15 protein-coding genes are annotated in these 14220 nt (G+C 57.6%); 6 read left to right on the plus strand and 9 right to left on the minus strand.

The annotated features are described in order from the left end of the window. The first annotated feature begins 237 nt into the window (after positions 1 to 237). Both F8C90_RS07205 and F8C90_RS07210 read left to right on the plus strand, forming a co-directional pair. On the plus strand, positions 238 to 522 hold the full coding sequence (locus F8C90_RS07205; RefSeq protein WP_158049846.1) for a hypothetical protein: 285 nt from the start codon (positions 238 to 240) through the stop codon (positions 520 to 522). Between the two features lie 10 nt (positions 523 to 532). Continuing rightward, complete coding sequence (locus tag F8C90_RS07210) at positions 533 to 1207, plus strand: DUF3800 domain-containing protein (protein ID WP_158049847.1); 675 nt, start codon at positions 533 to 535, stop codon at positions 1205 to 1207. Positions 1208 to 1553: 346 nt separating this feature from the next. Here F8C90_RS07210 and F8C90_RS07215 read toward each other — a convergent pair whose 3' ends face one another. After that, a complete protein-coding gene (locus F8C90_RS07215) occupies positions 1554 to 1775 on the minus strand; it encodes a hypothetical protein (RefSeq protein ID WP_158049848.1) in 222 nt (73 codons plus the stop codon). Positions 1776 to 1945: 170 nt separating this feature from the next. On the opposite strand from F8C90_RS07215, the gene F8C90_RS07220 reads away from it, so the two are divergent. Beyond that, positions 1946 to 2683: an EcsC family protein gene (locus F8C90_RS07220; protein WP_158049849.1), complete on the plus strand. Its 738-nt coding sequence runs from the start codon at positions 1946 to 1948 to the stop codon at positions 2681 to 2683. A 408-nt stretch (positions 2684 to 3091) separates the two neighbouring features. Here the strand turns inward: F8C90_RS07220 and F8C90_RS07225 are convergent, their stop codons facing one another. The 6 genes from F8C90_RS07225 to F8C90_RS07250 form a co-directional block, all read right to left on the minus strand. Continuing rightward, positions 3092 to 3763, minus strand: a complete 672-nt coding sequence (locus F8C90_RS07225; RefSeq protein ID WP_158049850.1) for a DUF3800 domain-containing protein — start codon at positions 3761 to 3763, stop codon at positions 3092 to 3094. A 704-nt stretch (positions 3764 to 4467) separates the two neighbouring features. Beyond that, entirely contained in the window at positions 4468 to 5298 is an 831-nt protein-coding gene (locus F8C90_RS07230; RefSeq protein WP_158049851.1) for a class I SAM-dependent methyltransferase, read from the minus strand. Positions 5299 to 5413: 115 nt separating this feature from the next. After that, positions 5414 to 5968, minus strand: a complete 555-nt coding sequence (locus F8C90_RS07235; RefSeq protein WP_211361059.1) for a class I SAM-dependent methyltransferase — start codon at positions 5966 to 5968, stop codon at positions 5414 to 5416. Positions 5969 to 6005: 37 nt separating this feature from the next. Beyond that, positions 6006 to 6635, minus strand: a complete 630-nt coding sequence (locus F8C90_RS07240; RefSeq protein WP_158049853.1) for a class I SAM-dependent methyltransferase — start codon at positions 6633 to 6635, stop codon at positions 6006 to 6008. A gap of 406 nt (positions 6636 to 7041) precedes the next feature. Further along, positions 7042 to 7392, minus strand: coding sequence for a YjdF family protein (locus F8C90_RS07245; RefSeq protein WP_158049854.1), 351 nt, complete (start codon positions 7390 to 7392; stop codon positions 7042 to 7044). Positions 7393 to 7934: 542 nt separating this feature from the next. After that, a complete protein-coding gene (locus F8C90_RS07250; protein ID WP_158049855.1) occupies positions 7935 to 8585 on the minus strand; it encodes a Crp/Fnr family transcriptional regulator in 651 nt (216 codons plus the stop codon). 95 nt (positions 8586 to 8680) lie between these two features. On the opposite strand from F8C90_RS07250, the gene hcp reads away from it, so the two are divergent. Beyond that, the gene (gene hcp, locus F8C90_RS07255; protein ID WP_211361060.1) at positions 8681 to 10255 is read left to right on the plus strand and encodes a hydroxylamine reductase; all 1575 of its coding nucleotides are present in this window, start codon (positions 8681 to 8683) and stop codon (positions 10253 to 10255) included. Positions 10256 to 10432: 177 nt separating this feature from the next. On the opposite strand, the gene F8C90_RS07260 is transcribed toward hcp, so the two are convergent. Together F8C90_RS07260 and F8C90_RS07265 are read right to left on the minus strand one after the other, a co-directional pair. Continuing rightward, on the minus strand, positions 10433 to 11566 hold the full coding sequence (locus F8C90_RS07260; RefSeq protein ID WP_158049856.1) for a hypothetical protein: 1134 nt from the start codon (positions 11564 to 11566) through the stop codon (positions 10433 to 10435). 93 nt (positions 11567 to 11659) lie between these two features. After that, positions 11660 to 12082 carry a peptide deformylase gene (locus F8C90_RS07265; RefSeq protein WP_158049857.1) on the minus strand — a complete coding sequence of 141 codons (423 nt, stop codon included), beginning with the start codon at positions 12080 to 12082 and terminating at the stop codon, positions 11660 to 11662. 199 nt (positions 12083 to 12281) lie between these two features. Between F8C90_RS07265 and F8C90_RS07270 the strand changes: the two genes are divergently transcribed. Then, positions 12282 to 12515 carry a hypothetical protein gene (locus F8C90_RS07270; RefSeq protein WP_158049858.1) on the plus strand — a complete coding sequence of 78 codons (234 nt, stop codon included), beginning with the start codon at positions 12282 to 12284 and terminating at the stop codon, positions 12513 to 12515. 415 nt (positions 12516 to 12930) lie between these two features. Continuing rightward, positions 12931 to 14160 carry an IS110 family RNA-guided transposase gene (locus F8C90_RS07275; protein WP_170264591.1) on the plus strand — a complete coding sequence of 410 codons (1230 nt, stop codon included), beginning with the start codon at positions 12931 to 12933 and terminating at the stop codon, positions 14158 to 14160. Positions 14161 to 14220: the final 60 nt, after the last annotated feature.

Raw genomic sequence — 14220 nt, forward strand, 5'->3', positions numbered from 1 at the left:
TTTGCTGGAAAAGGAAGCGCCCCTTGCGGGGCGCGTGTCAATTCTTCTCGTTGGGGTGTATCAGCCAACCGTGGAACACTGTAGCAGCGATGTTTGGAATGGCGTAGCAAAAGCGGTGAAATAGTCACCCGATACTCTTCGCCGGAGAGCTTGTACTGTTGCCCCCCGGAAAGGATCATTTCCCCCGAGCTTCGCGATGCTTGCCTCCATGGCTTCGCGATTGTTGTAATCGACCTCATGTTCGGTCTGGTAGCGCATCGTCTGAAACTCATCCATGCCCTTTGGAATGGGGACGAGGAGGCTGTCGAGAGCGCTTTTGCTGCCGAAGCAGTACCACTTTTGGCCTCTGAAAAGGTTCGTCTCTGCCAACTGGAGGACAAGCTGTGCATGCCCAAAGTCCTTTGCGAGCAAAAACACGCGCATCCAGGAATAGAGGATTACCGAAGACAGCGACCGCTGGGCTTCAAAAATCTCGAGAAACCAAGTGCCGGGGGCTTATCCCCCGGCTTTTATTATATCTAGGGGCATTATATTGGCGCGAGACCTGAGCATGTTCGTCGACGAGAGCGGTGATCGCGGCGGTAAAGCGTGCTACTACTTGCTCTCGCTCGTGATCCACGACCAGGCCGACTCCATATCCGACATAGTTGCGCGCTACGAGGAGTCCCTCCTCAGGTCCGATCTGCCGAACATACCGTTTCATTCCGAGCCACTGCTGAACGGCCATGGACCTTACCGAGGGATGTCCCTTGAACAGCGGAAGAAGACGCTCTACTCGTTCAACGTCCTCGTGCAGAGGCTCCCCATCAAGTACGCGACGTTCGCATACCGAAGATGCGAGTTCGACGACCTCGCGAAGCTCACCGCCCGCATGAAGCGGGACATCTCCGGGCTCCTGTTCGACCACCTCGACTTCTTTCAATCGTTCGACGACGTGAAGGTCTACTACGACAACGGCCAGGACATCGTCAAGAAGGCCCTCGACCTGTCCTTCGGGTTCGCCCTCTCCAAGGGCGTCTTGGAGCGCCGCAAGACATCGATGACCGACTATCGGCTCGAACAGGCAGCGGACTACCTATGCACGATCGAGCTGGCGGCCATCAAGTACGCCGCGAAGGAAGACGGGGAGACCTACAACAAGTTCTTCGGCGGCATCGGCCCCTTTAAGAGGAATTGGCTCAAGCAGGCGAGGCGCAAGGCCATTTAGCAACGGCCCTCGCAAGCGATGCGCTGGCGTGATTTCGTCCCGAGCCGCCACATCAATCGCAAGCGGAGCGGCCGAAGGGCCGCAGTGAGCGCATCGCGATGACTTAGAGGTGCGTTCGAAAACGCCATCGAGGCCAAAGAGTCCTGGAGGCATACCAAGGCCTTCCCCAGCTCGACTATCACGGGCGAGAGCATGGATATCGTCATGGCTACGCACAGCGAGCGCCGTGTGGAGTCGAGTGCGGCTACGCTCGAAGCAGGTTGACGTTGGCCATCACGACCTCCAGGACGCTTTGGACGACCGTGAACAGAGGGAACCCTGCCACTTGTTGCTCGTCAGAAACGGTTCATCTGTCGCTTTTCTCCTCAAGCGTGTCAGCATCACGCCTGACCACAGCCACGTCCTGCTCGAGTTTGTAGATGTGCTCGATAAGGCAGTTGTATTTCTCGATATGCCGCGTGAGCTCGTCGATTTTGGGCTCCATCACCGTGCGGCTTCGCAAGTTCGGCGCGATCACCCTGGCCAGCGTTACGACACCGCCGGTGAGTGCCACCACAGTAGACTCCACAAGGGCCTCTCAGTGGGACATGGGTCAATCGCATCGGCCCCATCATCCGTCGCTATCTGAAAGTTGAATAGTTGCTATAAAACGCGAGGTAAAATGTCCAGAGATTGATGGACGGTTCGCAGTATTTGCAAGGGTTATTGAGAAAGCGAAGCTGCGAGAAAGGGAGAGCCATGGCTAAGAAGACGGAAGAGAAAGAAACGGTCGGAAAGGCCAAAGGCTTCGAGATGCCCATCGACGAGGAATCGGCCGGCAAGGTGCTCGATGCCATCTACAGGAGCGCACTGAACGGCGTCCCTAAGGTGATTCGTTCGGTCGACGAGATGGTTGCCGACTACATGGGGAAGGCGAAGTCGCCCGATGAAGCCGCGAAGGCGCTCGCAAAGTGGCAGGTCATGAAGTGCGGAACTTCAGGATTCGTCACTGGGCTTGGAGGCTTGATTACGCTTCCAGTCGCCATTCCCGCGAACATAAGCAGCGTTATGTACGTCCAGATGCGCATGATCGCCTGCATCGCGAAGATGGGTGGCTATGACGTCATGTCCGATCAAGTCCAGACGATGGTCTACATGTGTCTCACGGGTACGACGATGAGCGACCTGGTCAAAATAGGGCTCATCAAGACCGGGACAAAGTCAATCGAGGCCGCAATCAAGAAGATTCCCGGCGCGGCGCTCGTGAAGATCAACCAGAGAATCGGCTTCAGGTTCATCACGAAGTTCGGTGAAAAGGGCATTATCAATCTTGGCAAAATGGTGCCTCTCGTCGGCGGCGTCGTAGGCGGAGGCATGGACGTGGCTTCCACAAGCATCGTGGCTAAGAACGCCATCAGGATGGTCATGGAGGGCGAGGACCCGACGATGCCCTGCCCACCGAGGCGGAGGTCGATGGCATCGAGGACATTGAGGTGAAAAGCGACCTGATTTAGTCCTCGCTACACGCCGCCACACCTTGTCGCCTTGCTCGCGCCGTAGAGGCGCGCGCTCACCCCTGGCGGCAGCGTAGTAAGGATACCTGCGCAGCTGCCAAGGGTGCCACTTTGTGCAGGCCCAAGTTGCTATCCGGCAGTGAGATGGCCCGCTCGCCCCCAGCTTGAGAACGGAGGCGCCGTCCTTTCACGGTGCCTCGTCGCGACCAGGTGCGTTGTCTTTGCCATCCGCACCATCTCGGTTAGGAGCGTCGATGGGCCTGAACTCCTGCGACCGTTCATGGAAATAGACGGCGACAAGAGGCTGGTTCGCTTCGGGGGTGCGTGGAACCAAAGGCGGCGGTACATCTCGATGAAATCCTGCAACGAGCACGGCGCTGTTGGCGTTTCATTAGACGAGCTTCTTGCGCGTCTCCTTAAGAATGCCCTTCTTGAAGTCTGACCACTTTCCGAAGAACTTCTCGTCCGTAGCGGTGGTTGTATGGTCCGCGTACTTGATCGCTGTGAGTTCCATGGTGCAGATGTAGTCCGCCGCCTGCGAAAGCCGGTACTCGGAGGGCTGTGCGGAGCGGTAGACTACTGCGTCCTTCGACAGCGCGTACTCGATTGCGAGGTGGAGAGACTCGGCGATGGAGTGCTGGCCGTTGTCGTAGTAGACCTTGACCGCGTCGTAGGCCTGCAGCTCCGCGAGGTTGTCGAACAGGAAGTTCACGATGTCCCTTCGCATCGTCCCCGCGAGCTTGTCGAGCGAGTCGAACTTTTTGGTCGCGTATGCGAAGGTGTGGTACCTCACAGGCATGTGGCGGAAGAAGACTCGGAACGAGCCGAGCAGCATCTTGCGCGTCCTTAGGTCGAGTCCGGAGTACAGGTCCTTGCCGTTCATGAGCGGCGACGCATGGAAGGGTATGTTCGGAAGTCCCTTGGCGCGGAGGGCGTCCTCGTATGCCTTGATCGACTCCGCGATGCTGTCCGATTGGTCGTGCATAACGACGGTAAGCAGGTAGTATCGGTCGGAGAGGCCGTCGCTTCCCGATTCGTCGACGAAGATGCTGAGTTCTCGCATTGCTCTCCTGAATAAGAAAAAAGCCGGGGAAAACGTCCCCGGCACTTGGAGGCCTTCCTTGCGGAAAACCAATTATTTTATATCATGGGCTGCGCGGAAATTCAAGGGAGCTCGAAGCGTTTCCGGTCGTCAGCGGAATCTCAAGGCCCGTTCGCCAACTCATGCGCAAGCCACCTGAGACTACTCACTTTGCTCACCGATGGCGAAGAGTCGCGACCTGGGGTTTTGCAAATGGTGCGCAAACCACCCGCGTTGACTCACTTGCGATTGCGGCTGGCGGCTTGTGCGCTAAAGGGCAGTTGAGTTTCAAAACGGGCGTTTTCGGCGCTATCGAGCCTCCAAAGGCGTCCCGCCGCGCCCTTTGGAACAAAAACGAAAACTCAATGCCTTGAGTTCGAAATGAGTTTTTGAAGTTGTCCCAGCTTTTGTCCCCGAAGGTGACGAAACACGACATGGTGTGACTTGGCGGCACTCGCTTCGAGACGCCGCCGAAAACTGGGCGCAACTGGAATGATCAGACGCTAAAACCAGAGCCATTGAGTGAAAATAGAACAGACGTTCGATAAAATAATATAGTATCAGATAGCGGGCACGGATTCGATTGAATCCGTGCCCGCTGCTGTATGCATGTCCTTGCACGCCCAATATGCGCCGTAAAAGCCGTCTTCTTCAACGTCAAAGTGAGTGCGCCTCGTTTTCGCCTCTCAAAATCTTATTTTCACGATTTGCATTCTCATCCCGTTGTCACCGACCCTTGCGAGAAACCGGAAAAAGCCGCCGACAGAAGGGTCCCTCAAATCGTTGTAGCCCAGCATATAGCCGCGACTCGTGACCTGCAGACGGCTGTCCCACGCGCCGATTTCCCTGGCGGCATCCGAAACCGCAAAATATGCCCCCACATCCTTGATCTTTGCAGTCTTAAGCCATGTTTTTGCGATCATCTTCACTGCCGTCCGATTGGCAGCATCAAAGACCAGCACACCGCCGGGGAAAGCGTCCGCCATCCCCCGCACCAGTTCCCGGACCTGCTGGGTCAGAAAGTAATAGAACACCCCGGAGGCAAAGAACACCGCCCCGCCGGAGGCGTCGACTTCGCCGAACCATGCGGTGTCTTTCAGGTCGCAGGGGATATTTTGCTCCCGATCCCTGGCGGGCAGCAGCTGCTGCCGCAAGGCAATCACATCCGGGAAGTCCAGATTGTAGATCTTGCATCTACCGTTGTCGCAGGTTCTGCCGGTGTTGTCCAGCCCGCAGCCCAGATTGACCACCGCCGCATCGGGGTGGCCTTTCAGGTAATCCCGCACCTCGAAAGCAAGATCACCCTGCCGCATGGCCACCTCCAGCGCACCAAAGCGCTGCATCAGGCCGCGGGAGTTTTTCTCTGCCTCTGAAAAGTCGTAGTCGATCTGGTCGAGCAGGCGAACCGCCGTTTCATCCCTGTAAAGGTTCGGGTACAGCTCCGTACACAGCTTCCGGGAATACAGCGGGAGGATCAGCGTCTCCTGCACGGTGTTTCTCTCGATTTTGCATTTCATAGGTTTCTTCCTCAGTGAATAAAAACTGTCGTAATTGCCGCCGGCGCAGCCGCTATGGCCGTCATGCCTAACGTCATGTGCGGGATGGATGCGAAAATGCCCGTGCTTGATGCCCTTACTTCCGTGCCGTGACGCAGAGCCACCTTTTCTTTTTGCGTATCTGCACCTCGTGAAAGCCCGCCTGCTCCAGGCACGCCTTCAATTCAATGTCCTTGTAGATGGTCATGCCGCCGATGATCTGCGTCCACCTCTCGTCCTTGTCCGTATCGCCATTGCTCTCGTTGCAGATAAGGATTGTCCCGCCTGGCTTCAGCGTCCGCCGGACCTCGCGGAAGCATCGGGGCAAATCAGGCCAGAAATAGACGGTCTCGAAGGCCGTGGCGGCATCGAAGCAGCTATCCTCAAACGCCATATCCGCCACACTGCCTTGCAGAACGGCGCAACGCCCCTCCTGAATTGCGGTTCGGTTGAGCTTCCTGGCCTTCTCCACGCTGACGGGCGAATAGTCGACGCCCTTGACGACGCCGTGCGGGCATTTTTCCAGCAGCCGTTTTATGTTCGCCCCGCCGCCGCAGCCGCAATCCAGCACCTTGGCGTTTGGCGCAAGCCGTAGAAATCGAAGTCCCCACCGCGCCACAGGGCCGTGGCCCAGGTTCATCATGGCAACCATAAGTTTTCCGCCGAGGCCCACGGGCTTGCGGGTGTTTTCAAAGAACGACATCCGGCCCCTCCGATTTCGCGCATTCCGCATAGGTCAACGGGAACGAGGCCTTCAGCACCGCGCTTTTCCGCACCGCCCAGCCGTTTTGACGCAGGAAACGCAGGTATTCCTCGCTTGTCCACCTGCTGTGGAGGGGGAATCCCGCCATACTCATGAAAAAGGCTTTTGCCTTGCCGGAAACCGAGTTCCCCGCGTGGGTGAAGGTTGGCGCGATGAGCACGCCGTCGTCCTTCAGCACCCGCCTGATTTCTTGCAGGGCCTTTTCCGGATGCGGCACTATGTGAAGCGCGTTGGACGCGATCACCACTTCGAAGGACCTCTGCGCATAGGGCAGGCGGAACATATCCTGTACGGAAAAGTGCAGCTTCGCGGATTGATTGCCCCGCTCTGCCTCAAGGATCATCTTTGCAGAGGCGTCCGTAGCCTCGATGCGCGCCGCCGCATCCACGACGCTCTTTGCGATAAGCCCCGTGCCGGCGGCAACCTCCAGCACGGTCTTTGCTTTCACCACCGGCCGGATCAGCCCATACATCTTCTCATACGCCGCCCGGTCCTTTCGCATGAAACGGTCGTACCGACCGGCATTCCTGTCCCAGAAGCCCTTGCGTTCGTGCATGGCTATCGCCCCCAATCAGTTAGAGCCATCTAACTATAACACACGAATCATGCAGTAAGATAAGGCTAACCTTATTTTGTCGGGGTGGCAGACGGGGGCAAAGTCGGCTGAATTAATCAGCGTTTCCCTAGCAAAGCCGTGACCCACCGTGACCCACGAAAACGCCTCGGATGACCCGAAAAACCGTGACCCAAATTTGACCCCATGGATTCGCGGCAATTATTAAGACTGAGTGTAAATAGAACAAACTAAGGCAAACTGCGGCAAGCTGAAACAAACTGGAGAGAGTTTCTAACTATTGAGTGGGAAAGTAAATTGCCCTTTGCGAGGGAGGTCGATATGGCCTCCCTCGTTTTTTGAACAGGGGACGTAGCCCTGTTCACGTCAGGACCCATGTCGGCGCCGATCAATGCCCGCGATGCTTCCGCTTGCGCTTCAGCTTCCGTTGCTCGAAGCGCGCATCCGCCTTTTCCACGTGGCGTTGTCTTCTTGCTCGAGCTGATTCCCGCTTCATTATCTCCCGCTGATTCGCGAGCGCTTGTTGCGCCTTGGTGCCCATCGCCGGCCGCTTAAGGGCCTTCGCCGCCTCGCGGGCGCGTCGCTTGGGGTTCCTCGCGGGCTTGTTCGCCTTGGCGGGATCGTCGCCGAAGACGATGCGGGCGACGCCGTACCTTCCGCCCTCGACGCGCTCCGCCAGCCCGACCCAGAATTGGCCGTCGTGATATACGGTCAAGGTGGACGACACGCTGATCTGCATGGCTGGTTCCTCCTTTATGTAGATGACCATGCAGAGAAGGGACAACCAAGGAGGTAGGTTACTGATGCGGACTCCCGCACGCCCACGACTATCCGACGGGGACTGTGTTTTCATCTCTGGTGGTTGGATTGTAGCACGTGCGAATGCGCCCGGCATCGCTGCTGACATGGCGCTACTGGGATTCGCTCCTCGATGCATCCTTGTGCACATTGCCTTCTCGATTTCGAAACTTAAAAATAATTCGAGTTTCGAAACCGAGAAGGAGAGTTTAAGCGAGATACGACATCAGCTCCGAATCGGCGCTAGAGAGGGAGCTCGCGCCGCTTCTGTCCATCAGGGATGCATTCCCGAAGGTCCTCACCACCCGCAGCCCCATCGGAACTCGATCTGTTGTTCAAGGGTAAACAATAGCGCCAGCTGGAACCGCTGTAGACCACGACCTACCCCTCTGATGCTGGTTTGCTGGCTAGGGGCTAAGGCGCATCTTGGATATGCGGAAGGTCATCTGATTTTGCCGCAGCGTGGCAGGAAATTGTCGTGCGCTACAGCAGCCGGTATGTGCGGCCTTCGTAGTCAATGACGCCTTCCTTGCGCAGCTTCGAGAGCTCGTTCGACAGCGCGCTGCGGTCGACGCTGAGGTAGCTTGCCAGCTTGGTCTGGCTGTAGGGGATGGTGAAGGCGCTGGTGCCGGCCTTCTTCTGCTGCTGCGATAGGAAGGCGAGGATCTTGCCCCGTATGGTCTTGGGAGTCATGGCTATGGCGCGGTGGTTCATGTCCAGGTTGCTTAGCGCCAAGGCGCGCATGAGGTTCGAGGATATGTGCGCGTGGCAGCCGCACTGCTTAGGGCAGGAATGGATGATGCGTTCGGCTTTGAGCAGCACCACCTCGCAGGCCGTATCCGCCAGCACGTCGATATCAAGGGGCTCCATGCTGCAGGCATAGCCGTGCGCGAAAAGCGAGCCGGGCCCCAGCATCTCCAAGATCGTCGTCTCGCCCCAGGCATCCGAGACCTCGATCCGTACGCGTCCGGACAGGACGACGCCGAGGTATTCGGTGGGCTGGCCGGCGCGCATGATCCGCTCCTCCCGGCTGAAAACCCTTCTTGTCGCCCCAAGGCAAGGCAGCATCAGCTTCGCTTCGTCTTGGGTTATGCCGGCGAATAGCATCGAAGAAGAAGTAGGGATATCAAGCATTGGTTTCACCTGTAGGTTCTACAACAGAAATGTATGTGATACCACAGTATAGTGTAGTTGCTTCGAAAATACACCCCCGAGTAGAGGAGCGCGAAATGACTGACGAGAACATGTTTTGCTTCCAGTGCGAGCAGACGGCGGGATGCACCGCCTGCACCGGAGCTGCCGGCGTGTGCGGCAAGACCGCCGACGTGGCTCGGCTGCAAGATGATCTGACCGGGACATTGGTCGCCTTGGCCCGAGCCGAGAGCGACGGAAGGGGGGATACCGAATCCGACGGGCTTATGCTGGAGGGCATGTTCGCCTGTGTGAGCAACGTCAGCTTCGACCCTAAGGCCATTGCCGCTCTTGAGCGTCGCGTTCGCGCGAAGGCTATTTCTCTGGGCGAATTTAGCTCGTACGACATGCGCTTGCTGTGGGACGCGCAGGAGGATATCCGCAGCCTGAAGAGCCTGCTGCTCTTCGGCATGCGCGGCGTGGCGGCGTACGCCTATCATGCGCAGGCGTTGGGGAAGTCGGACCCTGTTGTGGCGGCGTTTCTCTACGAGGGCATGAGGGCTGTCGGCTCCGACCTGGACATGGACGAGCTGCTGCCTTTGGTTCTCAAATGCGGCGAGGTCAACTTAGCCGCCATGGCCGCTTTGGAGGAAGCGAACGTCTCCGCCTACGGCAAACCCGAGCCTGCGACGGTTGAGCTCAAGGTCGAGGCGGGACCCTTCATCGTGGTCACCGGCCACGACCTGCACGACCTCAAGCAGCTTCTGGAGCAGACCGAAGGCCGCGGCGTGAACGTGTACACCCACGGCGAGATGCTCCCCGCGAACGCCTATCCCGAGCTGCGCAAGTATCCGCATCTGAAAGGCAACTACGGTACCGCGTGGCACAACCAGCGCAAGGAGTTCAAAGACCTTCCCGCGCCTATCCTGTGGACGACCAACTGCTTGCTGAAGCCAGACGAGTCGTATGCCGACCGCGTGTTCGCCACCGGACCCGTGAGCTTCCCTGGTGCGCATGTCGTCGAGGCGGGCGAAGACGGCGCCAAGGACTTCTCTGCCCTTATCGACAAAGCACTGGAGCTGGGCGGTTGGGACACTGATCGGACCTTTGCCGGCATCAACGGCGGCACCAGCGTCACCACCGGATTCGGCTACGACACCGTGATGAGCGTTGCTCCCGCCGTCATCGATGCGGTTAAGTCCGGCGACATCAAGCGCTTCATCCTGCTGGCGGGCTGCGATGGCATGCGCAAGGAGCGCAGCTACTACACCGACTTCGCCAAGCTTGCTCCCTCCGACTCCGTCATCTTGACTCTGGCCTGCGGCAAGTACCGTTTCAACGACCTGGATCTGGGCAGCATCGATGGCATCCCGCGCCTGCTGGACGTCGGCCAGTGCAACGACGCCTACGGTGCGATCAAGATCGCGCTCGCGCTGGCGGATGCTTTCGGTTGCGGTGTGAACGATTTGCCGCTTTCCATGGTGCTCTCCTGGTACGAGCAGAAGGCGGTGTGCATCTTGCTCACGCTGCTGCATTTGGGCATCAGGGGCATCTACCTGGGCCCCACGCTTCCGGCGTTCGTGAGCCCTGGCGTGCTGCAGGTGCTGGTAGATAACTACGGCATTCGTCCCATATCCACTCCCGAGGCCGACCTTGCCCAGATCATGGGCTAGCCGCTCTTTTCGAACAGAACCCATTCTCGTTCCCCCGAAGCAGGACGGCATCGTCGGTCCCTGGAATGTAACTCCAGTAGAAACTATCGATCAAGTGGCAGGGGCTTATCCCGCTCGGCGGCATTGGGATTCCAGGCTGCCGCGAAATCGTCGTCCATTCCCTCGCCGATGATATCGCTACGAATTCGCTTTCCATACCGAGAGCGTGATCTGCGGCCTCGAGTATTCGTCGAATTCCTCCTCTGATTCGGTATCGAAGGAGCAGGCGACGCGAACGGGGGTGTCGTTACTGTATACGCGGACACCCCCGTAGAACGACCCTGCTAGGAACGTCTCTTTGAAATCGACGGGGATAGCAGACGTTGCAAGCAGCTCGGGGTCGGCAACGGATATGTTCAGGCCGTTGAGCGGGGCGTTAAGGGTCTGGAAGTCTCGCTCGGCTTGGCTCAGGTTTTCCTCGAGGCTCGCCGCGATATTGACGCCTTCGCAATAATTGATCTCAGTAATCGTCCCGTATTCGTCGAAGGTCAAGTAGACGTAAGCCCCTTCCCAGCTGTAATCGCCTTCTCGCAGATAGCCTCTCACGTGATAGCCGTAATCTTTGTACTTCTCGTGCGGGTCATCTGCCGAAACGCGCTCGCATACCTGCTCCAGCGCGTTTTCCGCCATATCGATTTGCTCGGCGGCGAGGGCGATCTTCTCCTGCGCCTCCTGGCTTCCCTGGGCGTATTGCGGAATATATATCGCAATAAGGACCAGAACGGGCACGATTGAGAACGCAATCAATTGCTTCTTGATGTTCGGAACGGGAACGCCGTAGGCATCGGCCATCGCCTCGGCGTTGTTCGCGCTTTCCGAAAGCATGTCTGCCGCCGTGCTTACCGCGCCAACCGCTCCCGCGACTTGGGCCGCGCCCCCGAGAGCCTGAGCCGCCTTGTTGTCGCTTTTTTGCAGCAGGCGCCCCGCCGCCTGCGTCGCAAGCACGCCGGCAACTTGAGCCGAGCGGTCGCTTTGAGTCTGCTTTACCGCAAGGCGATTCTGCAGGTCAAGCCATTGCTTTCCGCGCATGCCGAACTTCGGGCGAAGCGCGCAGAAGCAGAACACGGCAACGCAGAGCGCGACAAGGGCGATCCCAGCATTGATTCCGGTCGGCTGGAAGCCGTCGTTATGGAAAACCAGGTCGTCGATCATTTCCAATGGCACGATAAGGGCGCACAGCGCAAAGGACATGATGAGCGCCCGCAGGGCGATCTTGGGATACACGCAGTAGCGCTTGATCTGCTTCTTCTCTTTTTCGCTGAGTGCCCGCATGCGATGCCTTTCGTATGCCGTCGGGATAAGCTTGGTGCCGATCGGCAGGGAGAGCGACTGCCGCAAGGTCACTGCTGGGCTGGCTCTTGCGGCTTAGACCAGCTTGCCCTTGCTGTGGTCGATCATGTGCTGGATGATCTCGGCCGTCCAGTCGGTGAACTCGCGGTTCTTCGTGACGAGCTTGTCGCCGGCAAGCTCCTGGTAGCTGATTTTCGCCTTGGCATAGCGCGTGACCTTGGATTCCTCCTCGCGGGACAGGCAATCCTCCGTGGTCTTGAAAGCGCCGAGCGCGCGGATCATCTTCGCGTTGAGCATGATGTGCGGCTTGTCATCGGCATCGAGGTAGATGAAGGCGGCCTTGGTCACGCCGAGCTGGTTGGCGTGCAGACACGCGACGTTCTCAAGCGACTCAAGCGTGTCGGTGAGGTCGGCGGCGAGTGCTGCGGCTTCCTCGGCAGTGACGGCATCGCAGGGCTGTGACAAGACGGCTTCGTCTTTCACCAGGTCTTTGATCATGAGGGTATCCTCCCATAGGTTGCGAACAAAGCGCGCCCGCAAGTTGGGCGCTCGTGTTTGGAATTGTACCACGGAAGGAAAGGCTCGCCCTCGCTGCGCACGCTCGGAACGAGGATAGCGGCTTCGACGGATGGCGCATGTTCGGAGAGCACTATTCCAAGGGACGATTTTGAGACAATCGAGAGGTGCGATGTCCTCCATGATGTACCAAAAAGCGGACAAGCGCCTATTAGCCGAAGATATCCCAAAAAACACTATCACAAACAAAAATAAATTGTTGAAAGGGAATTATTCCTATTGGAATGTGGATACTGCTTTGGGAGCAATTTCACTTCCTCCACGGATGAAACCTAAAGCTAGTGTGCCACCCGTGAAGCAAGCTTCACAACGCCCAAATAACTCTTTTGCATTATACACAACACCGTCAATTTGAAACATTTAATTTTAGTTTTCAGCAGAAATTAACAAGCTGCTCACATTGTTTGCCCTTTTCTCGATAGGGCTTTACTGGCGACGAAATTTACCCTTTCCCTTTCTTAATTCTCACGATGCCGCACCTGAGCTGGTGTTAAATTCGCTATTTTGTCAAGACGCCGTCTTCGCTCATTGTTCTTTTCTGCTTTGGTTCTATACTAACGATTGGGCTCGGCTATGCATGGCCCGCCCATGGCCGCCGCGGGGTTCGGGTACAGGCTCATGCACATTGCCGCCCTATGGCCTTTGGAATCATGCCGCCGTGCCCGGCGGCGTCCGCTCATCACTCATAAGGTTGCTGCTATTTGCTCTTTGGAATGTTGTCGAGGGCTGGCGCGCGGCGGCTTCGTCTCCTTTTTGGGAAGGAGTTGTCTTTGAACAAAGTCGATATTGCTCCATTTGAAGTGTTTTGCGGCATAGATGTTGGGAAAACTTCGAACCATATTGTCGCCCTGGACCGTCATGGCGACAAGCCGTTGATTAATCGGAAGGTTCCTCAGGAGGAAGCGGAGATTCGCGCCGCATTGGAGGAAGCAGTCGATTTTGGGCTTGCTCTCGTTATCGTCGATCAGTTCGGCGCGTTCGGCCGTCTTGTTGTCGGCGTCGCTAAGAGTATGGACATTCCTGTGGCGCACATGCCGCCACGCCGCTTTCGCCAAGTCGCTGAAACGTACGGTGAGGATAAATTCGACGAAAAGGATGCGTTCATCCTGGCTGATGCTTCACGAACGACGCCACGCAACATCGAGTTCGTGGGCAATCGGGCTGAGTTGATGGCCGAGATCAAGGTGCTATCCTCGCGCCGCGACGACATCGTCGAGGAGCGCACGCGCTGCTATAACCGGCTTCATGATTTCATCCATCAGGTAAGCCCTCCCCTTGAAGAGCTCTTCTCGAAGAGGAAACTTCATAACGACCTGGAAATTCGACTGATTGCGCGCTATGGCGGGCCGATTGGCTTTCGCCAGGCGGGCCGCGCTCGCGCGTCGACGTGGGCGGCGGAGCTGAAGTATCACTGCGTGGACGGCCCGAAGAAGGTGGAACAAGTTTTCGACGTGCTCGACCGACAAACTGTCATGCTGCCGGGTGCTGCGGTGATCGAGGAGCAAATACGTTCGATTGCATCGCGCATAATCGAACTTTTGGCCGAAGAGAAGCGCCTGAATCTGATGATCGAGCAGCGCGCGAAGATGATTCCCGAGGTTGATCTTTTGCAGAGCATTCCTGGCGTCGGCCCGGTGTATGCGGCGCTGATCGCCGTCGAGATTGGCGATATTGGTCGGTTTCGCGATTCGAATCATCTGGCATCATACGCGGGTGTGGCACCGCGCAAGGAGGAATCGGGAACGAGCGTTCATAAGAGAAGGAAACGCAAAGGCGGCAATCGCCGGCTGAAGAACGCGCTCATGCAGTCATCGCAGCGTTCGGTGCAGTGCGACTCTTTGGCAAGGGCGTATTACGAACGCAAGCGAGCCGAAGGAAAGAAGCACTTGCAGGCGCTCCGAGCGTTGGCGAGACATCGGGTGACGGTGATCTTCGCGATGCTGAACGAAGGTACTTTCTACGAGCCGCCGGTTGAAGTGGACGAGAATGGCCGCGGATAGGATATGACGCGCGTGGTGGCATACGGCGGTGGGCGAGCAAGTCGTATGAGCGCAATCAGC

The sequence above is a fragment of the Ellagibacter isourolithinifaciens genome (genome assembly GCF_008831035.1).
In the GTDB taxonomy this organism is placed as follows: domain Bacteria; phylum Actinomycetota; class Coriobacteriia; order Coriobacteriales; family Eggerthellaceae; genus Ellagibacter; species Ellagibacter isourolithinifaciens.